The 24,243-nt window shown below is 34.3% G+C and carries 22 protein-coding genes and 1 tRNA gene; 4 read left to right on the top strand and 19 right to left on the bottom strand.

Annotated elements, in window-relative coordinates:
• Position 1 precedes the first annotated feature (1 nt).
• From rlmB to AC1RPN_RS06670, 7 genes are all read right to left on the bottom strand, one after another.
• Positions 2-760, bottom strand: coding sequence for a 23S rRNA (guanosine(2251)-2'-O)-methyltransferase RlmB (gene rlmB, locus AC1RPN_RS06700; RefSeq protein ID WP_481761891.1), 759 nt, complete (start codon positions 758-760; stop codon positions 2-4).
• The gene (locus tag AC1RPN_RS06695; protein WP_409021543.1) at positions 741-1,163 is read right to left on the bottom strand and encodes a Mini-ribonuclease 3; all 423 of its coding nucleotides are present in this window, start codon (positions 1,161-1,163) and stop codon (positions 741-743) included. Before AC1RPN_RS06695 ends, rlmB begins: the two co-directional genes overlap by 20 nt.
• Positions 1,163-2,572 carry a cysteine--tRNA ligase gene (gene cysS, locus AC1RPN_RS06690; RefSeq protein WP_481761915.1) on the bottom strand — a complete coding sequence of 470 codons (1,410 nt, stop codon included), beginning with the start codon at positions 2,570-2,572 and terminating at the stop codon, positions 1,163-1,165. The genes AC1RPN_RS06695 and cysS overlap by 1 nt, the downstream gene beginning before the upstream one ends.
• Before the next feature lie 258 nt (positions 2,573-2,830).
• On the bottom strand, positions 2,831-4,324 hold the full coding sequence (gene gltX, locus AC1RPN_RS06685; protein WP_481761890.1) for a glutamate--tRNA ligase: 1,494 nt from the start codon (positions 4,322-4,324) through the stop codon (positions 2,831-2,833).
• Positions 4,325-4,452: 128 nt separating this feature from the next.
• Positions 4,453-5,565, bottom strand: coding sequence for a PIN/TRAM domain-containing protein (locus AC1RPN_RS06680; RefSeq protein ID WP_481761889.1), 1,113 nt, complete (start codon positions 5,563-5,565; stop codon positions 4,453-4,455).
• A 16-nt stretch (positions 5,566-5,581) separates the two neighbouring features.
• On the bottom strand, positions 5,582-6,952 hold the full coding sequence (gene radA, locus AC1RPN_RS06675) for a DNA repair protein RadA (protein WP_409021546.1): 1,371 nt from the start codon (positions 6,950-6,952) through the stop codon (positions 5,582-5,584).
• Between the two features lie 101 nt (positions 6,953-7,053).
• Positions 7,054-7,590 carry a dCTP deaminase/dUTPase family protein gene (locus AC1RPN_RS06670; protein WP_481761888.1) on the bottom strand — a complete coding sequence of 179 codons (537 nt, stop codon included), beginning with the start codon at positions 7,588-7,590 and terminating at the stop codon, positions 7,054-7,056.
• Positions 7,591-7,702: 112 nt separating this feature from the next.
• Here AC1RPN_RS06670 and AC1RPN_RS06665 point away from each other — a divergent pair, with 112 nt between their 5' ends.
• The 3 genes from AC1RPN_RS06665 (at position 7,703) to AC1RPN_RS06655 (ending at position 10,203) form a co-directional block, all read left to right on the top strand.
• Positions 7,703-7,987 (top strand): GNAT family N-acetyltransferase, encoded by a 285-nt coding sequence (locus AC1RPN_RS06665; RefSeq protein WP_481761887.1) that lies wholly within the window; start codon positions 7,703-7,705, stop codon positions 7,985-7,987.
• A gap of 20 nt (positions 7,988-8,007) precedes the next feature.
• Complete coding sequence (rpiA, locus tag AC1RPN_RS06660; RefSeq protein ID WP_481761886.1) at positions 8,008-8,709, top strand: ribose-5-phosphate isomerase RpiA; 702 nt, start codon at positions 8,008-8,010, stop codon at positions 8,707-8,709.
• Positions 8,710-8,868: 159 nt separating this feature from the next.
• Positions 8,869-10,203, top strand: coding sequence for a C1 family peptidase (locus tag AC1RPN_RS06655; protein ID WP_481761885.1), 1,335 nt, complete (start codon positions 8,869-8,871; stop codon positions 10,201-10,203).
• Between the two features lie 31 nt (positions 10,204-10,234).
• On the opposite strand, the gene AC1RPN_RS06650 is transcribed toward AC1RPN_RS06655, so the two are convergent.
• Both AC1RPN_RS06650 and AC1RPN_RS06645 read right to left on the bottom strand, forming a co-directional pair.
• Positions 10,235-10,918, bottom strand: coding sequence for a 2,3-bisphosphoglycerate-dependent phosphoglycerate mutase (locus AC1RPN_RS06650; protein WP_481761884.1), 684 nt, complete (start codon positions 10,916-10,918; stop codon positions 10,235-10,237).
• An 86-nt stretch (positions 10,919-11,004) separates the two neighbouring features.
• Positions 11,005-12,261: a C40 family peptidase gene (locus AC1RPN_RS06645; protein WP_481761883.1), complete on the bottom strand. Its 1,257-nt coding sequence runs from the start codon at positions 12,259-12,261 to the stop codon at positions 11,005-11,007.
• Positions 12,262-12,689: 428 nt separating this feature from the next.
• On the opposite strand from AC1RPN_RS06645, the gene AC1RPN_RS06640 reads away from it, so the two are divergent.
• On the top strand, positions 12,690-13,724 hold the full coding sequence (locus AC1RPN_RS06640) for an LCP family glycopolymer transferase (protein ID WP_481761882.1): 1,035 nt from the start codon (positions 12,690-12,692) through the stop codon (positions 13,722-13,724).
• 53 nt (positions 13,725-13,777) lie between these two features.
• Here the strand turns inward: AC1RPN_RS06640 and accA are convergent, their stop codons facing one another.
• From accA to AC1RPN_RS06590, 10 genes are all read right to left on the bottom strand, one after another.
• Positions 13,778-14,542: a carboxyltransferase subunit alpha gene (gene accA, locus AC1RPN_RS06635; protein WP_481761881.1), complete on the bottom strand. Its 765-nt coding sequence runs from the start codon at positions 14,540-14,542 to the stop codon at positions 13,778-13,780.
• A 13-nt stretch (positions 14,543-14,555) separates the two neighbouring features.
• On the bottom strand, positions 14,556-15,338 hold the full coding sequence (locus tag AC1RPN_RS06630) for an acetyl-CoA carboxylase carboxyltransferase subunit beta (RefSeq protein WP_481761880.1): 783 nt from the start codon (positions 15,336-15,338) through the stop codon (positions 14,556-14,558).
• Between the two features lie 14 nt (positions 15,339-15,352).
• Positions 15,353-16,642 carry an acetyl-CoA carboxylase biotin carboxylase subunit gene (locus AC1RPN_RS06625; protein WP_481761879.1) on the bottom strand — a complete coding sequence of 430 codons (1,290 nt, stop codon included), beginning with the start codon at positions 16,640-16,642 and terminating at the stop codon, positions 15,353-15,355.
• A gap of 9 nt (positions 16,643-16,651) precedes the next feature.
• On the bottom strand, positions 16,652-17,038 hold the full coding sequence (locus AC1RPN_RS06620) for an acetyl-CoA carboxylase biotin carboxyl carrier protein (RefSeq protein WP_481761878.1): 387 nt from the start codon (positions 17,036-17,038) through the stop codon (positions 16,652-16,654).
• Positions 17,039-17,053: 15 nt separating this feature from the next.
• Positions 17,054-18,040 (bottom strand): beta-ketoacyl-ACP synthase III, encoded by a 987-nt coding sequence (locus tag AC1RPN_RS06615; protein ID WP_481761877.1) that lies wholly within the window; start codon positions 18,038-18,040, stop codon positions 17,054-17,056.
• Positions 18,041-18,219: 179 nt separating this feature from the next.
• A tRNA-Leu gene (locus tag AC1RPN_RS06610) sits at positions 18,220-18,304 on the bottom strand.
• A gap of 59 nt (positions 18,305-18,363) precedes the next feature.
• A complete protein-coding gene (locus tag AC1RPN_RS06605) occupies positions 18,364-18,816 on the bottom strand; it encodes a SprT family protein (protein ID WP_481761876.1) in 453 nt (150 codons plus the stop codon).
• A gap of 1 nt (position 18,817) precedes the next feature.
• A complete protein-coding gene (locus AC1RPN_RS06600) occupies positions 18,818-20,992 on the bottom strand; it encodes a Tex family protein (RefSeq protein WP_481761875.1) in 2,175 nt (724 codons plus the stop codon).
• Positions 20,993-21,089: 97 nt separating this feature from the next.
• Entirely contained in the window at positions 21,090-21,530 is a 441-nt protein-coding gene (locus tag AC1RPN_RS06595; RefSeq protein WP_481761874.1) for a hypothetical protein, read from the bottom strand.
• Positions 21,531-21,545: 15 nt separating this feature from the next.
• Positions 21,546-24,200, bottom strand: coding sequence for a cation-translocating P-type ATPase (locus AC1RPN_RS06590; RefSeq protein ID WP_481761873.1), 2,655 nt, complete (start codon positions 24,198-24,200; stop codon positions 21,546-21,548).
• Between the last annotated feature and the right edge of the window lie 43 nt (positions 24,201-24,243).

Below are 24,243 nucleotides of genomic sequence, written 5' to 3'. Positions count from 1 at the left end.
ATTATTTACCCCTAGAAGTAAATCCTTGATAAATAAGTAAACTGGCTGCGACACTGGCGTTTAAACTTTGAACGTGTCCAACCATTGGAATAGTCAACATACCATCACAAGCTTTTTTCAATAACGGTGAAATACCTTTACCTTCGTTACCAATTACGAGGGCTGTGGGTCCTTTAGCATCCCATTCACGATAATCTTGTCCATCCATATCTGTTCCGAAGACCCATAATCCGGCCTTTTTCAATTCATTTACAGTATTTACCAAATTAGTTACGCGAGCAACTGGCATATATTCAATTGCACCTGTTGACGTCTTAGCAACTGTTGACGTTAAACCGACTGCGCGACGTTTTGGAATAATAATTCCATGTACACCCGCAGCATCGGCTGTTCTCATAATTGATCCTAAGTTATGTGGATCTTCAACATTATCTAAAATAAGGAAAAATGGTGGTTCATCTTTATCAGCTGCACTTTTGAAAAGATCTTCAATAGTTGCATATTCAAATGCGGCAACTGCTACAATAACGCCTTGGTGATTTTGTTGATCTGATAATAAATCTAATTTACTTTTAGGAACTAGTTGTGTGATAATACCTTTTTTCTTAGCTAACTGTTCAATACCACTTAAAACATCTGATTTTAATCCAGTTTGTAAAAATAATTTGTTAATTGATTGATTACTTTTTAACGCTGCTTCTACAGGGTGACGACCAATAATAAAATCGCCAGCCTCTTCACTACTTCTTGGTTGTCCCATTTAAGTTCTCCTTTTCAACGGTGTTAATACACCATTTTGCCAATTCGGCCAATCTATCGTTTTGATTACTCAAAAATAAGTAGCCAAACAATGCTTCAAATCCAGTTGAAATACGATACGTTATTACTGATGTATTTTTAGCTGAAGTATGACTTTTAGCATTACGTCCACGTTTAAAGTAGTCTATTTCTTCTTCAGTTAAAATATTATTTTCTGTCATTTTATCTATCAAGAAAGCTTGTGCTTTGGCTGATACATAATGTGTTGCTTGATGGTGTAATTGAGTTGGTCTTGTAAGTCCTTGTACAAGTAAGTGTTTACGAACAAATACTTCATAAATACCATCGCCCATATAAGCTAACGCAATCCCATTCATTTGTTGATAATCTGCATTATTTTCCATTAGTCTTTTCTCCATCTAGTTCCTTGTGGTGTGTCTTCCAAAATAATTCCTTCTGCTGCAAGTTGATCTCGAATTTCATCGCTTTTTTGAAAATCTTTTTGTTTCTTAGCTTCTATTCTTTGTGCAATTAATTTTTCAACTCTGATATCTAGAGCATCAGCTACTTGTCCAAAAGCTAATCCAAAAACTGATGTCATTTCTTTAAAAATTTCTAACAAGTGATTAATTGAATCTCGTTCCACTTGTTTGTTTTCAGAATAGACATTCATTTTCTTAGCTAAATCATAGATAACTGCAATACCATTTTGTGAATTAAAATCATCATCCATAGCAGTTTCAAAATTGGATAAGCTCTCATTAATTTGATTTTCTATTAATTTATTTTCTCCTGAAATAGCATCGTTCAATCGATAAGTTAAGTTATCAAATGCTGTTTTCAATTTATTTAAATTATTAGTCGCTTCATCAATATTCGCTTGGCTATACTGAATTGGACGGCGGTAATGCGTTGTTGCCATAAAGAAACGGATAACTTGTGGATTGACTTCTTTAATCATATCATGCACCGTAACAAAATTACCTAGTGATTTACTCATTTTTTCATCATTTTCACCAATTGTTACAAATCCATTATGCATCCAATAGTTAGCAAATTTTTGACCCGTTTCAGCTTCACTTTGAGCGATTTCATTTTCATGATGTGGAAACATTAAATCCTGTCCACCACCATGAATATCAATCGTTGGACCTAGGTATTTTGTTGCCATTACAGAACACTCAATGTGCCAACCCGGACGGCCCTTACCAAATGGAGAGTTCCAAGAAAGATCATCATTTTTGACTGATTTCCAAAGTGCAAAATCAATTTCATCTTCTTTTCGAGCCGTTTCTTCAGTATCAACATGCTGACTGGCACCTTGTTCTAATTCGTTGATATTTTGATCAGATAATTTACCATAATCTGGAGATTTACGCGTTCTAAAATAAACATCCCCATCAGATACATAAGCATAACCTTTATCAATTAAATTTAATATAAATTGAATGATATCATCAATATTTTCTGTCGCCTTTGGATTTTTAGTTGCTGGTTCAATCGCCAATGCCTTGGTATCTTCCATGAAAGCAGCAATAAACTTATCGGCTAATTGTTGAACTGTTATATGGTCTTCTTTAGCAGCTTTGATCATTTTATCATCAACATCTGTAAAATTAGATACATAGTTAACTTTAAAATGACGATATTCAAAATATCGACGAATTGTATCAAACGCAATAGCACTTCGCGCATTTCCAATATGAATATAGTTATAAACGGTTGGCCCGCAAACGTACATACTAACTTTCCCAGACACAAGTGGTTTAAAAACCTCTTTTTGATTCGTTAATGTATTATAAATTGAAATCATTTTATCACCCGCCATTTAATCTTTTTGTTAAAAAAAGACGTCTTTTATATACTTATAAAAGACGTCTTCAACGTTGTTCCACTCCTTAAGATGTAGTGAACCTACATCCAACAATGAGTTAACGTTCATTACACGACTATAATTACTTTGTTCATCATAGCATTTTAAAGAGGCACTTCACAACTAACGTTTGTTTTCTCACATCACCGAAAACTTTCTAAAAAACGCCAATAAGTTGTTACTCTCTCTTATCAAAAATTATTTTGTATTCATTTCTTCTAACGTTTTGTTCAAATGAGCTAATGCTTTTTCACGACCAAGCAATTCGATTGATGCTGGTAGTTCTGGTCCATGCATTTCACGCGTTGTTGCAATACGGATTGGCATATATAATTGACGACCTTTAATTTTTGTATCTTTTTGAATTGATTTAATTGTTGCTTGGATAGCAACAGCATCAAAAATATCAATCGTTTTAATGCGTTCAGCAAATTCTTTTAAAACTGTTGGTGCTGTTTCAACAGCTAACTCTGCCTTTGCTTCATCATCAAGAACAGGTGGTTCGCTTAAAAATACTTCTGCCATTTCAGTAATTTGACCTGTATATGACATTTGTTGCTTATAAAGGCTAATTAATTTACGAGCCCATTCAATTCTTTCTGCACTTGGATCAGCTTCAATTTTACCATCTTGAATTAATTGACGTAAAGCCAAATCCATTACTTTATCTTCATCAGCTGTTTTAATATATTGATTATTAATCCATTCTAATTTTTTACCATCAAATGAAGCTGGTGACTTGCTTAAACGTTTAGGATCAAACATTTTAATCAATTCTTGGCGAGAGAAAATTTCACTTTCGCCAACTGGTGACCAGCCTAATAAGGTAATGAAGTTTACCATAGCTTCTGGCAAGTAGCCTAATTCACGATATTGTTCAATGAATTGGAGAACATTTTCATCACGTTTACTTAATTTTTTTCCTGTTTCTGTATTGATAATTAATGTCATATGTCCAAAGATAGGTGCATCCCAGCCAAATGCTTCATAAATCATCAATTGCTTAGGCGTATTGGCAATATGGTCATCCCCACGAAGAACATGCGTAATTTCCATCAAGTGATCATCAACAACAACAGCAAAGTTATATGTTGGCATACCATCACGTTTTTGAATAACAAAATCGCCACCAATAGTATTGGAATCAAAGGTAATTTCACCTTTAACAATATCTTTAAATTCGTATTTTTTGTTTGCTGGAACACGGAAACGAATAACAGGTGTTAAACCGGCAGCTTTTGACTCTGCAATTTTAGCAGTAATCTCATCATCAGACATACCTGCATATTCGTATTCATAATGTGGCATTTCATTACGTGCTTTTTGAGCATCACGGTCTGCTTCGAGTTCATCTTCTGTTTTATATGACTCGTAAGCTAAATTTTTATCCACTAATTCTTGGATTAATGGTAAATAGATATCTTTACGTTCTGATTGACGATAAGGACCAAATTCTCCTGGTTTGTCAGGACCTTCATCCCAATCCATGCCTAACCATTTTAAGTTATCTAGTTGGCTGCGTTCACCATCAGCAATATTTCTCTTTGTATCAGTATCTTCAATACGGATAACAAAAGTACCCTTTTGACTTCTCGCAAATAAGTAATTAAATAGAGCGGTACGAGCATTTCCAATGTGTAAATGTCCAGTTGGACTTGGTGCATATCTGACACGAATTTTATTTTTAGCCATGATAACGCCTCTTTCTTTTTTCTGTATTTAGTTACTACGATATAAACCGTTTATTTAAGGCTTTATTCAACTAATCTAGTTTACAATGAATCGGATAAAAAATAAAGCCAATAATCTTAGTATTGACTTTATTTCTTATCGTTTATTTTTTTCATTGAATGTAATGGTTTTGCAAAAATCATTCTTCCAGCATCCGTTTGAAGTGCACTTGTAACGACAACGTCAATTGATTTGTTTAGGAAATACTTTCCTTCTTCCACGACAACCATTGTTCCATCATCCAAATAAGCAACACCTTGTTGACGCTCAGAACCATTTTTTATTACCATAACATGTAATTGTTCTCCAGGAATAACCCGAGGTTTCAATGATTTAGCTAGTGCATTTACATTCAAAATCTGGACATTTTGAAATTCGCTAACTTTGTTTAAATTAAAATCATTTGTGACAATAACCCCATCAATCGTTTTAGCTAATTTAATTAACTTACTATCTACTTCTTCAATTTCTTCAAAATCACCTTCATACATTTCAATCGGCATGATTTTTTCATCTTGAAGTTTATTTAAAATATCTAATCCTCTACGACCCCGAACACGTTTGATACTATCAGCTGAATCTGCAATATATTGGAGTTCATATAAAACAAAATTAGGAACTAATAATGTTCCTTCAATAAAGCCAGTTTTAATCAAATCATAAATCCGGCCATCAATTAAGATATTTGTATCTAATATTTTATATTCATGATAATTATCATTGACATTACGGTCTAGTAAACTACTTTCAACGACATCACTTTTCTTATTTTTTGATGCAAATAATTTACGCCAATCCTCCAAACGATTAGTTCCTATAACAAAACCCAAGTATCCAAGTAAAAATAGTAACAAAACGGGTACAATTGTGTTCAATAGCCATATTTCTGATCGATAGAATGGTGTTGAGATTAAAATTGCAATAACCATACCAACAATAGTTGAAACACTCGCTGTTAGTAGCATCATTGGGCTTTGATTAGTTAAATAATTTTCAATATTTGCCAGTAATTTTTCTAGTGGCGTTATGATAAATAAAGATAGAATAAGAGCTAAACCGACACCTATTAAAAAATTAACAACACTATTATTTAATATACCAATCTCCGCAATACTCACTAATTTCCAAAAAAGTGGTAGCAAACTAACACCAATTCCACCGCCGACTAGTGCAACAACACCTTTAATAATATTTCTACGCATTGACAACTCCTCCTTTCTAACTAAACACTACTTTTAGTGCTTCGCTTAGTGTAGCAACACCAACAACTGTAATTCCTTTAGGTGGTGTCCATCCTGATAAATTATTTTTAGGAATAAAAATTCGTTTAAATCCAAGCTTTTGTGCTTCAGCAACCCGTTGTTCAATCCGATTAACACGTCGAATTTCACCAGTCAATCCAATTTCACCTACAAAACTGTCTGCAGGGTCTGTTTCTTTATCTCGATAACTTGACGCAATACTAACAGCAATCGCTAAATCAATAGCTGGTTCATCTAATTTTACGCCACCAGCCGCCTTAAGATAAGCATCCTGGTTCTGTAATAATAAACTTGCACGTTTTTCAAGAACGGCCATTATTAATGACACACGATTGTGATCAAGCCCTGTAGTTGTACGCTTCGCCGTTCCGTAAACTGTTGGTGTGATTAATGCTTGAACTTCAACCAAAATAGGTCGTGTTCCTTCCATAGATACAACAATAGCAGAACCTGTTGCGCCAGCCAAACGTTCTTCTAAGAAAATTTCTGATGGGTTTGCAACTTCAAATAACCCACCTTCACGCATATCAAAAATTCCAATTTCATTTGTTGAACCAAATCGGTTTTTAACAGCGCGTAAAATACGGAACGTGTGATGCATATCTCCTTCAAAATAAAGGACTGTATCAACCATATGTTCCAAAATTTTGGGACCAGCAATTGCACCACCTTTTGTTACATGTCCAACAATAAAAATCGTAATACCATTCGTTTTAGCAATTTGTAATAATTCAGCAGTTACTTCTCGAATTTGAGAAACACTGCCAACTGCAGCAGACATTTCTGGTTCTTGCATTGTTTGAATTGAGTCAATGACTACGTAATCAGGATTTAATGTCTCAATATTTTGACGAATATTACCCATATCTGTTTCAGGGTAAAGATAAAATTTCTGACCTCCAACACCGAGGCGCTGTGCACGCATTTTAATCTGAACAGCACTTTCTTCACCAGAAACATATAAGACAGTTCCGCCAGTTTGGCTTAGTTGACCAGAAACTTGTAAAAGTAATGTTGATTTACCAATGCCTGGATCACCACCAATTAAAACTAATGACCCGGGTACAACACCACCACCAAGAACACGATTTAATTCACCTAACTCAGTTTCAACACGTTCTTGTTCTGCCATTGAGATATCATCTAATAGTTCTGGTTTAACAGAAGCTCCAGTAAAACTGACACGAGCTTTACGATCTGCTTTTTGTGATTGTTCACGCTCTTCTACCATCGTGTTCCATTCGTTACAGTTAGGGCAACGACCCAAATACTTTGGTGAGGTGTATCCACAGTTTTGACATACAAATTGCGTTTTTACTTTTGCCATACAAACTCCCCACCCTTTCATTATAAATTCTATTGTTAATATTTTATCACATAAACGACAACCTGTAATTTCAATTGAAATTCTTAATCATTCTATAATAACTATTTACCTGATGAACCAAATCCGCCAATACGTTTTGTAGCGGTCACCTTTTCATTATCAACAGTTAAATAGGGCATAAAAATCCCTTGGCCTATCCGATCTCCTTTTTTTACCATTTGATCTTTTAAACTAAAATTAACAATTTGTATGAAAATTTCACCTTCATTTTTTTCGTTATTATAGTAATCAGAATCAATAACACCAATTCCATTTGGTAAAATCAGTCCACGTTTTAAGGGGCTACTTGAACGATTTGCTAATAATAAAAATTCATTATCTAGCATATACGCTTTAATTCCTGTGGGAATTAAATAAGGTTTCAAAATTTTATTTGCTTGAATGAGCTCTTCTTCAGCCACCGATTCACGATGCCTAATTAGCCATAAAACCTTTAAAAATCCACTTTTCCAGATTGAAGGTAATGTAAAATCTTCAGCTGCAGCTAAGTCATATCCTGCCGAAGTTGTTGTTGATCGAACGGGTAAGTCAATTTTCCCTGCATATTTAGTAACAATTTCAAATCCTCTTGTTTTCATTTGTTTATCCCCGTAATCTGTTTACTTTTTATCTTACCTCATTTATGACATAAATGGCTAGTTTTTGGGCATTTTTTAATGGTATAATTACATTCAAAGGGAAGGTGTTCAAATGGATTTCCAACTAAATGAAACCGATTTACGCGTGTACAACGTTAATGACGAGTTAATTAGTCGAATTAGTTTTACCATGATTAATGCTAATCAGACAATGGTCATTGAACATACTTGGGTAGCTGACAATCAGCGTCATCAAGGGCTTGCAAAAAGTACAACTGATTACTTAATTAAACAAGTTATTCTAAATCAGCAAACTATTTTACCATTATGCCCTTATACAAAGTTTTATTTTAGTGAACATCCAGAACTTTTAGAATTAATTTATACACCTAAATAAAAAATAGGAGAGTGACACACATGAATCAAGACAATTTAAAAAAATTAGTTGGACAAAAAGCTGTCGAGTTTATTAAAGACGGTATGGTTGTTGGACTTGGTACAGGCTCAACCGTTAAATTTATGGTAGATGCATTAGGTCAACGTGTTAAAAATGAAAACTTATCAATTATCGGTGTTTCAACATCAATTAGAACTGAAGAACAAGCAAAATCACTTGGTATTCCAGTTAAATCAGTTGATGAAGTTGACCACATTGATTTAACAATTGATGGTGCAGATGAAATTGATGACCATTTCCAAGGTATTAAAGGTGGCGGTGCTGCTCATTTATTTGAAAAAATTGTTGCTATTAATTCAAATCAAAATATGTGGATTGTTGATGAAAGTAAAATGGTTCATACGTTGGGTAAATTCCCTCTTCCCGTTGAAGTTATCCCTTACGGTAGTCATCAATTATTCAAAAAATTAGAAGCTAAAGGATTTAATCCCAAATTTAGAACTGTTGATAATGAAAATGTTTTAACTGACTCTAAAAATTTTGTCATCGATTTATATTTAGGTGAAATAAACGATCCTGCTAGCATACAAGATTATTTAGCTAAACAAGTTGGTGTTGTAGAACAAGGTCTATTTTTAGATTGTGTAAATACGGTTATCGTTGGACGTCAAGATGGTCCTGAAGTTTTACACGCACGTTCTGACACCTTTACAATTAAATAATTCTAAAGAAGAGCTAATTTTTATTGGCTCTTTTTAAATACGCAAATTGATTTTATTTAAAAATGAGAATTTTCTTTTCTTTTTAACATTGTTTACTAATCTAACGAGATATATTATAATAGCCACAGTACTTAAATCTTATATAGGAGTGTGATTTTTTTGACACAATCAATTAGTTCAGAACAACTCGCAAAATTCCAAAAAAATTTACATGCACGTGAAAGCCATGAAGTTATTGAACGTGCCGTTACAAAAAATGGTATTTTAGCAAATAGTTACGATTTAAAAGCCCAAGCTAAAATGGAACCTGTTTTCTCAATTGATCTGGATGTTGGTAATGTTTCTAACCAAAAGCAATCAGGTCGTTGTTGGATGTTCGCCGCATTAAATACAATGCGTCATGACATGAAAACAAATTTTAAAGTTGCCAAAGATTTTGAATTGTCACAAAATTTCACTTACTTCTGGGATAAACTTGAAAAAGCAAATTACTTTTATCAAAATGTTCTTGAAACAGCTGATAAACCAACTAGTGACCGTACCGTTTCATGGTTAATGACAACTCCACAACAAGATGGCGGCCAATGGGATATGATCGTTGCAATTATTGAAAAATATGGTGTTGTTCCTCAATCTGTGATGCCTGAAACATATAATAGTTCTAAATCAAGCGAAATCAATTCAACTTTAAACTTAAAATTAAGAAAAGATGCTGTTGATTTACGTGAACTCGTTGCTGCCGGAACAAGTTCAAAAGAAATTGAAGTCGTCAAAGAAGCTAAACTTACTGAAATTTATCGTTTATTAGCATACAGTTTTGGTGAACCTCCTGCAACATTTGACTTTGAATATCGTGATTCTGATAATGAATATCATATTGATAAAAATTTAACACCAAAAACATTCTATGAAAAATTTATCGGTTGGGACTTAGATGAATACGTCTCAATCATTAATGGTCCAACAGATGATAAACCTTACAATAATATGTACACAGTTGATCGTCTTGGAAATGTTGTTGATGGGCGTCCTATTCGCCATTTAAACATTAACATGGCTGATTTTAGAGATGTTGCCATCAAACAATTACAATCTGGCGAGAGCGTCTGGTTCGGTTGTGATGTTGGTCAATCGTCTGAACGCCAAATTGGTATTATGGATACTGAACTTTATCATAAAGATGAATTGTTCAATATTGATCTAGCTTTATCAAAAGCTGAACGCCTTGATTACGGTGAGAGTCTAATGACTCATGCTATGGTTCTAACAGGTGTTGATTTGGTTAATGATCAAGCAACCAAATGGAAAGTTGAAAACTCATGGGGCGAAAAAGTTGGTAATAAAGGCTTCTTCGTTATGAGTGATGACTGGATGGAAGAATATTGTTATCAAGTTGTCGTTAACAAAAAATTCTTACCAGAAAAATTACAAGCTATTCTAAAAGAAGAACCTAAAGTCCTTGCTCCTTGGGATCCAATGGGTGCATTAGCATAATTAAAAAAGTAACAACAATATTGAATTGTTGTTACTTTTTTTGTGTTAAAATTTTTTTGCTTTTAATTGTTAAATCATCATTTAATGTATACCAAATAGGGACACCATTCGGAACCTCAACGCCATCAATATCTGCATCTGAAATATTTTCTAAATATTTTATCAATACCCTAAGTGTACTGCCATGTGCGACAATCAACTGGTTATTACCTTGTCTTAACTCTGGGGCAATGACATCTTGCCAGTAAGGTAAAATCCGTTTAAATGCCATTTCTAAGCTTTCTGATGTTGGTAAGCTACTTTTAACACGTTGCTTGTACCGTCTATCATTATCAGGTACAGATAAACTAGGTGGGATAGTCGTATAACTACGGCGCCATTGGGCTACTTGTTTAATACCGTAGATACGTTTGGTTTCATCTTTATTTAAACCGCGCAAGGCACCATAATGTCGTTCATTAAGACGCCAATTTTTCTGTATTGGAATCCAAAGTTGATTCATTTCTTCCATCATAATATTACTCGTTTTAATAGCTCGTTTTAAGACAGATGTATGAACCTGTGAAAATTGAATATTTGTATTAAGAATAACTGTTCCTGCAACTCTAGCTTCAGCGATGCCCTTAGCCGTTAATGGAACATCTGTCCAACCGGTGTATTCATTATTTTGATTTGCTAGACTCTCACCATGTCTTACCATGACTAATTCAACCATTATTAAAACCTTCTTCACTCTTCATTAATACTCATTATAACAAAAAAGACTTAAAACAACATTGTTGTCTTAAGTCTTTTAATTATTTATTTTACTCGACCAGCAAAATCTGGTTTCCAGTAAGCACTCATTGTGCTAATTTTAACATTTTGTCCTTCAGTTGGAGCTTCAGCAAATTGACTTCCACCTAAGTAGATAGCAACATGGTATGATGATCCTTTTGATCCCCAGAAAAGTAAGTCTCCAGGTTGTGCTTGAGAAACTGATTCATAGCTAACTTGTCCTTCTTGAGCAACAGTGTAGCCACCAATAGATTTTCCAGCAGCATGAGCATAAACATAACTAGTAAATCCTGAACAATCAAAACCGCTCAATGATTTTCCGCCCCATACATATGGGATGCTCTTTGTTGTTAATGATCTTGCTAGAGCAGTAATACTACTTGTATCAAGACTTGAAGCACTCACAGCACTTGTTGCTGCTTTTTTACTTGAACTATTTGTAGTTGAAGTTGTGACAGCTTTTTCACTTGAAGCTGAAGTATTTGAGCTTTTTACTGCTTTATTACTTGAAGTATCTGTACTTGCAGCTTCAGTTGCTTTTGATGCAGCTGCATCTGCTGCTGCTGCATCGTTCTTTTCATTTGCTGCTTTAGTTTCTGCTGCTGCTTTTTCAGCAGCTTTTTCTGCTGCTTTTGCTTTATCGATAGATGATTGTGTATCTGATTTTTTTGTATCAATTTGTGCTTTTAATGTATTTGCGTTTGCTTGTTTAACCGCTAGTTCAGCTTGTTTGTTTGTATATTCTTTAACTGTTTTTTGTTGATCTGCAGCCTTTTCATCTAATTCAACTTTAGAAGATTTAACTTCTGCTTTATCAGCTTTTTGTTGTTTAGCAGCTTTTTGACCAGCACCAACTAATGTTGTAACTGTTCCCACACGTTTGAAGGCATCAACAACACTTTTTGAATCTGAAACAAATTCAACCATGCTTGCTGTACTTCCATCAACTTGTAAAGCACGTGTTTGATCAGCTAATTGTGAATCTCTTTGTGAAATTTCAACATTTAATCTGCTGATCTTCTTACCTAATTTGTATTGATCTGATTCAAGTTTTGCAGCTGTATCTTTAGCATCCTTAACTTCAGCTTGAGTTGAAGTAATTTCACTATTAATTGTTGCTAATTTTGCAGCAACTTTAGTGCTCTTGCTATTTAATTTAGCAATCGTGCTTGTTAGTTCAGTTACACTATCTGAAGCGTTAGCTTGTTCTGCAACTGCGCTCATTCCAATAAGTGTAGCTGTCATCATCATTACTTTAGCAATTTTACTATTAATTTTCAAAAGGCACTCTCCTAGTTGATTTCATAATTATTATTTAATTTTAGCGTATTCGTTTTTCTCGACTAGAATAGAATAGCACGGTTCTTAGGTACATACCATTACGGTTAGTTTACATTCGAATTTAATTTACATCTTTTAATTTCAGTATGATTACACAAATGTTACAAAAGGCCATTTCCATTGTTTTTATCCCTCTTATTTGTTGTTAAATAGGCATTTACGAGTTCTATATTAAAATGACAAAAGCGTAATACAATTAGTCGTTTTTCACTGATTTAACATTACTTAATTAATCAAAGTTGTCCTTTTCATTCTTTTACATTTTTTCAATTATTTAATAATACCGTAAGAAAAAATTTTTTTTGCTTTTTATCCCTTTTTTTATCGTATAATCAGCTTAATTAATGTAATGAAAGGTATGAATAAATATGGCTAAAAATAATAACTTGGGAATGCCATCTCCAATAAAAGGCAGTTCTCAAAGCAATAAAAATAAGCATCCAATACTGTGGACACTATTGATAATTATGATTTTAGGTATTGCTTCTGGAGGTGTATATGCCTATTCAGTATTCACACATACTGAAGATACCGTCGCAAAAACTTACAAGAAAACCAAAGCAAAAAAATTAAGAAATGTTTCCAGTATTTTGAGTGAGAAAAAACCTTTTTCAATTCTATTAATGGGGACTGATACTGGCGCACTTGGTCGAAGTGATACAGGACGCACGGATACAATGATCGTTGCAACAGTTAATCCAACAACAAATAAAACTACCTTAACAAGTATTCCTCGTGATACTCAAGTTAAAATTGACGGAAGTGATGAAAGCTCTTCAAAAATAAACAGTGCCTATACCTATGGTGGCAAAGATGGTTCAACATCTGCTGTTAATACTGTTCAAAATTTATTAGATATCCCAATTGATTATTATATGTTAATTAACATGAATGGATTAAAGAAAATTGTTGATACCGTTGGTGGTGTTGATGTCAAACCATTACTTTCATTTAAACTTGAAGGAACTCATTATAAAAAAGGTAAGACAATCCATTTAAACGGCAAACAAGCCTTAGCTTATACGCGAATGCGTCATTCAGATCCACTAGGTGATTATGGCCGTCAAAAACGTCAAAAACAGATTATTACAGCAATTACCGGAAAAGCTAAATCTGTAAATTCACTCGCAAACTACAAAAAATTATTAAAAACAATTGACGGAAACATGGTAACTGATCTTAGTTTTAATGATATGCTCACAGTAGAAACAAACTACAGCGCCGCTACAGAATCAATTCACTCTGATTTCTTGCAAGGAGTAAGTACAGATGTTGATGGTCTTTCATATGAAGTTCCAACATCGACTGAAAAGAAACGCGTCTCAAATGCTATTCGTTCTCAATTAGGTTTAAACAAATCAACACAAGCCTTTACTAGTTTAGAACAGCAACTCTCTAAATAAATAGATATAAAAAAGAAACGGACCTCAATTAAAATTTGAGGTCCGTTTCTTTTTTACCAATTTTCTAAAAACTTTTGGTATTTCATTTCTCTTTGTTCAATAAGTTCATTAGATGATTTAGTCGCTAGGTTCTTCAGCAATTCATTTAGACTACTGTCCATTAGACTTATTGTTGCTGCCTGATTAGTTTCTGGCAATACCACATCAATCAATCCAATATTAAATAACTCAGTAGCCGTCATTGGCAAACTTGTTTCAATCTCATTTGGATTAGTTTTCTTCAAAATAGCACTAACGGCTTCTGGAGATGCTACTGAAAATAAGCTATTTTCAACCATCATAATAGCATTTGCATTTGCTAAAGCCAGTGCACCACCGCTTTGACCTTCACCTAAAAAAATGGCAATATTCGGCACTTGTAATGCACCCATTTTTAAAATCATTTCAGAAATAATATAGCTCTGTCCTGTTTGTTCTGATTTAACGCTGGCATCTGCGCCGGGCATATTAATTAGCGTTACAACAGGTCGCTTAAATTTTTCAGCTTCATTTAGTAATCGCATTGCTTTTCGATACCCACTTGGCTTCACGGCACCAAAATTATAGGCTAAACGTTCTTCTAAATTTACGCCCCGATTAATGCCAATAACTGTCACTGGGCACTTATGAAAAAGTCCAATCCCACCAATAATGGAAGCATCCTCTTCGCCAACTCGATCACCATGATTTTCGAAAAACACATCAAATAGACTAGAAATAATAAATTTAGCACTTAATCTATCATTCGATCGAACTTTTTTTAAAAAATCTGAGTCCATTTTTAATATCCCCTCACACGTGTAATAGTAGTAGCTGACTAAGAATCTGTTTTATGTTTTTCCGATCAATAACCTGATCAACAAATCCATTTTCATATAAACCTTCTGCTGTTTGAAAATTAGCAGGTAGCTTTTCATTTGTCGTCTGTTTAATCACTCTTTCACCAGCAAAGCCAATTTTAGCTTGTTTTTCAGCTAATACAATATCGTTATTTAGTGCAAAGCTAGCACTGACACCACCCATTGTTGGATCCGTCAATAGGGACATGACTAATAACCCTGCATTATCTAGTTTTTGTTTCATGTAAAGAATCGAATTCATTTGTAATAACGAATAAATTCCCTCTTGCATTCTTGCACCACCAGAAGCAGTAACGATTACAAATGGCAGTCGTTTATCTAATGCGACTTGCATCCCTAACTTAATTCTAGTCCCTGCCGTCGTATTCAATGATCCCATCATAAAAAAACTATCCATTACTGCTAAAATCAATGGTTGTTGATCAATGCTACCTTCACCGACAATAACGGCTTCATCAGATGTCGTTGAACGCTTAGCACGTTCCAGTTTTTCTGAGTAACCTGGAAATTGTGCTTTATTTTCTGTTTTATTTGCTACATTTATTACCTCAAAACCGTTTTCATCTGTTAAAATAGCAATTCTCTCCATAGCAGTCAAGCGTTTATAAGTTTGGCATTTAGGACAAATAAAATAAGGTGCCCATTCACTTTCATGTAAATGCGTCCCACAATTTCGGCACTTTTGCCATTGATTTGTCTTTGGATAATGACTCATTACCGCCACCGCCTTTAAATTTTGCTATCAATTGAAATGGTATTTTCAATAAATTCTTGTGATTTTATAATTATTTTTAATTGCGTTAAATTAGTTTCAATTCCTGAAATATAAATTGATTCAAGTGATTTTTGCATTTTTAAAATAGCTAATTCTCTCGTTTCAGCATGACAAATAATTTTTGCTAATAGTCCGTCATAGAAAGCAGAGATGGTGTCACCGACACCATAACCCGTTTCAATTCGAATATCTTTAGGAAAATCAAAACATGTAATTTTAGTTTTCACACTTGGAATTAAGGATAATCGACATTCGATTGCATGTCCATTCATTTCTACATCATTATTCAATACTTCTTTACCTTCAGCAACTAACAACTGTTGTTGAACAACATCCATTTTAACAGTTTCTTCAGTAACACCATGTTCGACTTGCAATCGTGTATTCATTTCTAAAAAATAAAATTGATTATTCGCAAATAAAAATTCTACAGTTCCTAATCCAACGTAATGTAAATTTTTGATTAACTGACGCGTAAAATAGTAGAGTTGGCTTTGTTGCTCACTAGTTAAGACAACTGATGGGCTTTCTTCAATCACTTTTTGTCGGTGATTTTGCAAGCTACAATCCCGATTTCCTAACACTTGAACATGGTGCCCATCACCGATAATTTGCACTTCTATATGCCGCGCGTTTATCAATTTTTTTTCAAGATAAAAACTTCCCTCAGCAAAAGAAGCCTTTGCTTCTTGCTGAACAATCTCAGCGCCAGATAACAAATCAGATTTCCTTTCAACTGCTCTGATACCCTTGCCGCCTCCGCCATGTGAAGCTTTAATTAATAGTGGGAATCCAATTTTATTTGCTTGCTCAATCAATTCTTCGTTAGAAGTAATTAAATCAGATCCAGGAATAACGGGTACCCCTTTCTCAATTGCTAACAAACGAGATTTATCTTTATCTGCTAGTTGCTGGATTAATTCCGCTTCCGGACCAATAAAAGTAATACCACATTCCATACACATTTGTGCAAAATGCGCATCTTCTGATAGAAACCCGTATCCTGGATGAATTGCATCAACATTTAAACTTAATGCTGCCATCAATATACTCTCTCGATTTAAATAAGAATCTTTTGCTAAGGCTGGCCCAATGCAAATTTTTTCATCAGCAAGTTCAACAAATCGACTTTGTGCATCCACTGTTGAATAAATAGCGACCGTTTGTATATTTAATTTTTGGCAAGCGCGAATAATTCGTTCAGCCACTTCTCCACGATTCGCTATTAAAATTTTTCGAAACAAATGACTCACCTATCCATCTATTCTAATTTTAAGTAACTCTTGATCAAATTCGACTAATTCACCATCATCTACTAGTTGTTCAAGTACGATACCTGTCACTGGCGATTGGATATCATTGTATAATTTCATACTTTCAATTTGAGCAATAACCTGCTTTTTAATAATTTTAGTCCCAATTGTTCCCATTTTATCAAAATGAACTAACCCAACAAGTGGGCTTTTAACGATAAAAATGGTGTCACTATCATCTTCTTGTATATTTGTTGCTACTTTTATTTTTTCGGCTGTTTTTTCTTGATCTACAACTACTTTAAAGTCACCATCTTCAATTTCAACATGAGAAAATGGCATTGTCGCAATTTTATCTAATAATTGATTAATTTCATTAAATTTCATTAATTTGCACACACCTTAAATTTTTATTAGTAAACTTCCATATGCTAAGCCAGCTCCAAATCCAGTTAATAAAACTGTACCACCCGTAAACCCTTGTTGAATTGCTTCATTTAGGGCCATTGGAATCCCGGCTGAAGATGTATTTCCGTGATGAATAACACTTGTTGCAAATTTTTCAATTGGCATCCCTAACTCATCAGCAATTGTTTCAATAATTCTTAAATTTGCTTGATGGCAAACAACCAAATCAATATCACTTGTTTTTAACTTATTATCTTTAAGTAATTGTTTCATCTGATTAGGCACAACTGTTGTAGCAAATTCAAACACATCTCGTCCCTCTTGGAAAAATGCATCTATTGTTGGATAATTATCTTCATTAACATCACTTAATGGTTCAATACGTCCACTATGAATAACATCCTTTTTTTGCCCATTTGTTTCTATTTTTTCAGCAATAAAGCTTTCATCCGCTGAATTATTTGAGGCTTCAAGAAGAGCACCACCTGCACCGTCTCCAAAAAATACAGCGCTTGTTCGATCCTTAAAATCCATCATTTTTGAGTTAACTTCTGCACTAATCACAATTGCCCGTTTGTATTGCCCTGTACGTAAAAACTTTTCTGCGGTACTCATAGCAAATATAAATCCCGCACAAGCAGCGCTAATATCGAAAGCAAAGGCGTTCATTGCGCCAATATTTCCTTGAACAATCGCAGCTGTCGATGGTGTTAAGGCGTCTGGCGAAATTGTGGAAATAATAATTAAATCAATATCTGTGGCTTCATACCCAGATTTAAGTAAAAGTTCATTTGCTACTTTTGTACTCAAATCTGATGTATTTTCATCAATTGCATAGTGTCGTGTTTTAATCCCAGTATGCGCCACTATCCATTCATCCGAGGTTGGCATAAATTTAGCTAATTCATTATTTGTCACAATTCGTTCCGGCACAAAATGTGCCATATTTTTTATTTTGACATAATTATTCAATTTACCCATTCTCCCAGTCGTTAAGTTTAATTCATTCTATTTTATCAATAATCGCAAAATTAAGACACCAAAATAATTAACGCTTAATAATTCTTTAATTTCATAATACGCCAGTATGGCAATCTTTCATTAAAAAAAGCACTAAACCCCATAGTAACAAGGTCGAGTGCTTTTAAGTAAAACTATTATGCGAGTAAATGGATTCGAACCATCACGGGATATTATCCCACCAGATCCTTAGTCTGACGCGTCTGCCAATTCCGCCATACTCGCAAGAACAATCATAATTGTAGCAAAAATTGTTCCTTGTTACAAGTCCCATTTAAAATAAATTAGTATTCCATTAAAATTAACTTACTTCGACACTTCGAGCAAACGTAGCGTGACAGGTTAATTTTTCTTTGTCGTTGATACTGTTGTCCACAATTAGAGCATTGATAGTGAATAACTCTTTTCTTTTTAGCCTGTTTTGGACCAAGAGGGGCAAACCGGCTACCACCTACAATTGTCAGTAGCTGTTTGAAATCATGATCACGATGTTGATAACCCTTTTTAGCAATATGCAGATGATAATGACATAATTCATGCTTGATAACACCTATTAAAATATCCTCACCATGTTCCGTCAGCATTTTAGGATTAATTTCAATATTATGGTCATTTAATCGATACCGTCCACCCGTCGTTCGTAGTCTTTTATTAAATGTTGCTTTGTGGATAAATGGCTGCTTAAAAAAAGTTGTGGATAAGTTTTGAACTAAAGCTGTTAATTCAAAATCAGTCATCTTATTTATCCGTTGGTCGTTTCATTGTTAACTGAACGCGATTACGTTTCAAATCAACTTCCATTACCCACACTGTAACTATGTCCCCAACCGCAACCACTTCACTTGGTTTCTTAACGAACTTATCTGTTAATTGTGAAATGTGGACAAGTCCATCTTGTTTAACACCAATATCTACAAACGCACCAAAATCAATTACGTTCCGAACGGTTCCTTGTAATGACATGCCGGGTTCTAAGTCCTCAATTGTTAACACATCGTGTCGTAGTAACGGTGCCGGCATATCGTCACGTAAATCACGGCCTGGTTTTTGTAAACTAGCTAGAATATCTGCTACTGTTTCCACACCACTACCCACAACTTGTGCCAAATTTTCAGCATTTGTCTGTGCTAATTGGTCATTTGTCTCAGTTTTACCCAAATTAGTTATTTTTATCCCCAATTCTTTCAACAAAATCTTTGTTAGTGGATAACTTTCAGGATGAATATCAGTATTATCTAAAATGTTATCCCCAGAAACAATACGTAAAAATCCAATTGCTTGTTCATAAGCTTTTGGTCCTAAGCGTGGTACTTTCTTAAGTTGTTGACGCTTCGTAAATTTACCATTTTCGTCACGATAAGTAACAACATTTTTAGCAATTGTTAAATTTAATCCAGAAATTTTTGTTAATAGCTCTGAACTAGCTGTATTTAAATTAACCCCAACTTTATTCACAGCATCTTCAATCACGACATCTAACTGTGCATCCAATTTTTTTTCAGCAACATCATGTTGATACTGACCGACTCCAACAGATTTAGGATCAATCTTAATTAATTCAGCCAAAGGATCTTGCAATCTACGGCCGATACTAATAGCAGAGCGTTCTTCAACGTGAAGTTCTGGGAATTCATCACGAGCTGCTTGACTAGCTGAATAAACCGATGCCCCAGCCTCATTTACAATGACATAAAAAATTGGCCGTTCGATTTCTTTTAAAATATCTGAAACAAATTGTTCAGATTCTCGACTTGCTGTTCCATTTCCAATTGCAATCATTTCAACTTGGTATTTTTCAAGGAACTGTTTAAATTGTCCAGCAGCTGCGGCACGTTTTTCACCATTTGCAGGTTTATGTGGATAAATTACCAATTTGTCTAAGAATTTACCTGTACCATCCACGATGGCTAACTTACAGCCTGTTCGATAGGCTGGATCAAAACCTAAAACAACTTTCCCTTTTAATGGTGCTTGCATAAGTAAATGGTATAAGTTATCCCCAAACACATTAATAGCTTGTTCTTCAGCAACCTCTGTCATACCTTTACGAATTTCACGCTCAATTGATGGTTTAATAAAGCGTTTATAACTATCTTGATACGCATTTTCAATGATTGGTACAGCGTCACCACTATTTTTCCCAATAATTCTAAAATGCATAAATGTCATAATTGCTTGTTCTGGTACAACAACGGAAGCTTTTAAGATTCCCTCTTTTTCACCACGATTAATTGCCAGTACACGATGCGGAACGACTGATTTTAAAGATTCACTAAACTCATAGTAATCACGATAAATACCTTTTTCGTCTTTTTCTTCAGCTTTAACTTTTGCTTCAAACAAACTATCTTTTTGAGTTACTTTACGAATCCACTCACGATATTCGGCACTTTCACCAAATGCTTCAGCTAAAATTTCATGTACCCCAGCAAAAACGTCTTCTTCAGTTAAAATTTCAGCATCAACATTAATAAATGTGCTTGCTTTCTGATTAATTTCAGCTGCTGTTTGGGGGAATGTCAACAACCATTTGGCAAATGGTTCTAATCCAGCCTCTTTGGCAATAGTGGCCTTAGTACGACGTTTTTGTTTAAAAGGTAAATAATAATCTTCAATCTGTTGCAATTTTTTTGCTAAACTAATTTTATTTTTTAAAGCTTCTGTTAAATTACCTTGTTCTTCAATTATGTGGATAACTTCTGCTTTACGTTTTTCTAAACTCTCAACATGTTTATAAGTTGTCTCAATTTCACGAATTTGAACTTCGTCTAAACTATCTGTTCTTTCTTTTCGATATCGTGCAATAAATGGAACAGTATTTCCTTCATCAAGCATCCCTAAAACTGCGTTAATTTGTTTTTCTCGATACTGATTTAGCTCTTTTAATACTAACGGCATAATGTTTTTTTCCATGATAACGACCTCAATTCGAATATTTTTTGTTCATAAAAAAGAGACTAATAATAGGCGTCAGTACAACCATTCCTAATATCAATCTCTTTAATTAAATTTAACCTAAAATTTGTTGCATGATACGTTGCATCATATCAGTTGTTTGCGTCATTCCTTTATCTTGTTTTTCTTCTGAAGCTTTAAATGCATCAACCTCGACAAGATGTTTCTCAACATTAATACTACTTGTCATCTCATCGCAACCTTCAACAAAAGTACGATAACCACTAATTAATTTTTTATGTTTTCCCAAAACAGGAATGGGTACTTGTAAATCATCTAATTTGCTTAAATTTTCTTGGTAACTTGCTGTACCTTCAACAAATTTTTCTTTAGTAGTTGTGAATTCATCATCTGAAACAATAGAAAAGTCACCTGCAGTAATGGCTTTTTCCATTACTTCGTAATGATCATTTAAAGAATTACCCATTTCTTCAGTTGCTTGCGCAACATCATTTAACGCATTGATATAATAATTTACATTAACTCTTTTTTTCAAGATATAAACTTCCTTTTATTTATTTTTTCTGAATAATCGTTGGCCAAGCTTCACAATTTCAACAATCACAATAATTGAGAATGATCCCGCTAAAACAATACCCCATTGATACATATCTAAATGGCTAACATGGAACATTTTATTTAATCCGGGGATTAAAATAGTTGCTGCGAGCAACGCAAATGATGCCAAAATTGACCAATTAAACGTCACATTTTTAAAGATATTACGGTTGAAGATTGACCCATGGATTGATTTAACATTGAATGCATGGAATAACTGAATTAATCCTAATGTTGCAAAAGCCATTGTTAAAGCATCTGCATGAATTAATTTATCACCCATATGAACAGGATACGTTAAAGCCAACCAATAAACAAATAATGTTATAGCCCCTTCTAAGATACCTTGATAAATAATACTTGGCATCACACCACCAGAGAAGAAGTTTGATTTACGTCCACGTGGTTTTTGATCCATCAATCCTTTTTCAGCAGGTTCTACACCAAGTGCAATTGCGGGAAATGTATCTGTTACCAAGTTAATCCACAAAATATGGACTGGTGCCAAAATACTCCAACCCATCATTGTCATAACAAACAAGGTTAATACTTCACCTAAGTTTGCAGAAAGTAAATATTGAATTGATTTTTGAATATTAGAAAAGACTTTTCGTCCTTCCTTAACAGCAAAAACAATTGTCGCAAAATTATCATCAGCGAGAACCATATCTGAAGCACCTTTAGATACTTCAGTTCCTGTAATACCCATCCCAATTCCAATATCAGCCGATTTCAAAGCTGGCGCATCGTTCACACCATCACCAGTCATAGCAACCACTTGATTCTTTTTCTGCCATGCTTTAACAATTCGCACTTTATGTTCAGGCGATACCCTTGCATATACAGAATATTGTTCAACCTTATTTTCAAATTCTGAGTCTGATAAATCATCTAATTCAGAACCAGAAATAATTGCTTCATGTTGTCCAGCTTCAACAATTCCTAATCGAACTGCAATAGCTTCGGCAGTATCGCGATGATCGCCTGTAATCATCAAAGGACGGATCCCGGCTTTCTTAGCTTCGCTAACTGCAGCAGCAGCTTCTGGTCGCTCTGGATCAATCATTCCAACTAATCCAGCAAAAATCAAATCATTTTCCACAGTTTCTGAATCTAATACCGCTGGAATTGCAGGCATTTCACGATACGCGAATGCTAACACGCGTAATGCTTGCGTTGCCATATCATGATTATTAGTCATAATATAATCTAGCTGTGCATCAGTTATCGGTTTAATTTCGCCATTTTCAATATAACGTGTTACCCGTTTTAATAGTTGATCGGGAGCACCCTTAACAGCAACAAAAAAAGATTTATCCTCATTTTTTTGAATTGTTGACATCAATTTACGTTCTGAATCAAATGGAACTTCAGCAACTCGAGGTTCACTGCTTAATAATGCATCCACATCTAATCCATGATCTAAATGATATTGAATTAGAGCCGTCTCTGTTGGGTCACCAATTAAATTGCCCTCAGATGTTTGTTTTGTGTCATTACTGAAAGACATCACCTGGTATAGTGGACTTTCTAAATTTGTTTCCACCTTATCGGCATCTAATAACTCATTATTTATAAATATTTTTTCAACAGTCATTTGATTTAACGTTAATGTACCCGTCTTATCTGATGCAATAATGTCAGTACTACCAAGTGTTTCAACTGCTGGTAATTTTCTAACAATCGCATTTCTTTTTGCCATCTTTTGTGTTCCAAGTGCTAAAATAATTGTAACAATAGCTGGTAATCCTTCTGGAATTGCAGCTACAGCTAATGAAATCGCAATTAACAACATATCAATGACACTATTATCTCCATTTTGTAGACCAACGAAGAAAACAATAACAGCAATAATTAATATTAAAATAGTTAATGTTTTACCTAATTGGTTAAGATTATCTTGTAGTGGTGTTTTCATTTCATCGGCAGAATTGAGCATTCCTGCAATACGTCCAACTTCAGTGTTCATCCCTGTTCCAACAACGATTCCTTCACCACGCCCATAAGTTACATTACTATTCATAAACGCCATATTATGGCGATCGCCAATACCAGCATCTTCATCATTTAATAAATTTAAACTTTTATCAACAGGTACTGATTCACCAGTTAAAGCAGATTCTTCAATTTTAAGAGAAGCAATCTGTGTTAAACGTAAATCTGCTGGAATAACATCCCCTGCTTCAAGTAAAACAATATCTCCAGGTACTAAATTTTCACTTTTTACAGTTTCAATTTGCCCATTTCGTTTTACATTTGCGTTAGGTGTCGACATTTCTTTTAACGCATTAATTGCCTCTTCAGCCTTAGATTCTTGAAAAACACCGAATACAGCGTTTAAAACAACAACTAACATGATGATAATTGCGTCCACAACTTCACCTGATGATGCCGCAATTAACGCAGCCACAATTAAAACGATTATCATGAAATCTTTAAACTGATCAAAGAATTTTTGTAATATTGTTTTACGTTTACCTTCTGACAACTGATTCAATCCATACTTGTCTGTTCTTTCTTTAACCTCTTGGGTTGTTAACCCTGCCAAATCTGTCTTTTGGCCTGCTAAAACTTCGTCAACTGATTGTGCGTAAATCCTTTTTGTCATAGTAATCCTCCTTATAATAGTTTCACAAAATACAAAAAAAGAC

This window comes from Dellaglioa sp. CoH-57-MRSF-20 (assembly GCF_056781955.1).
Note: the sequence above shows the minus strand (reverse complement) of the source record. Positions and strands in the feature narration are given on the sequence as shown.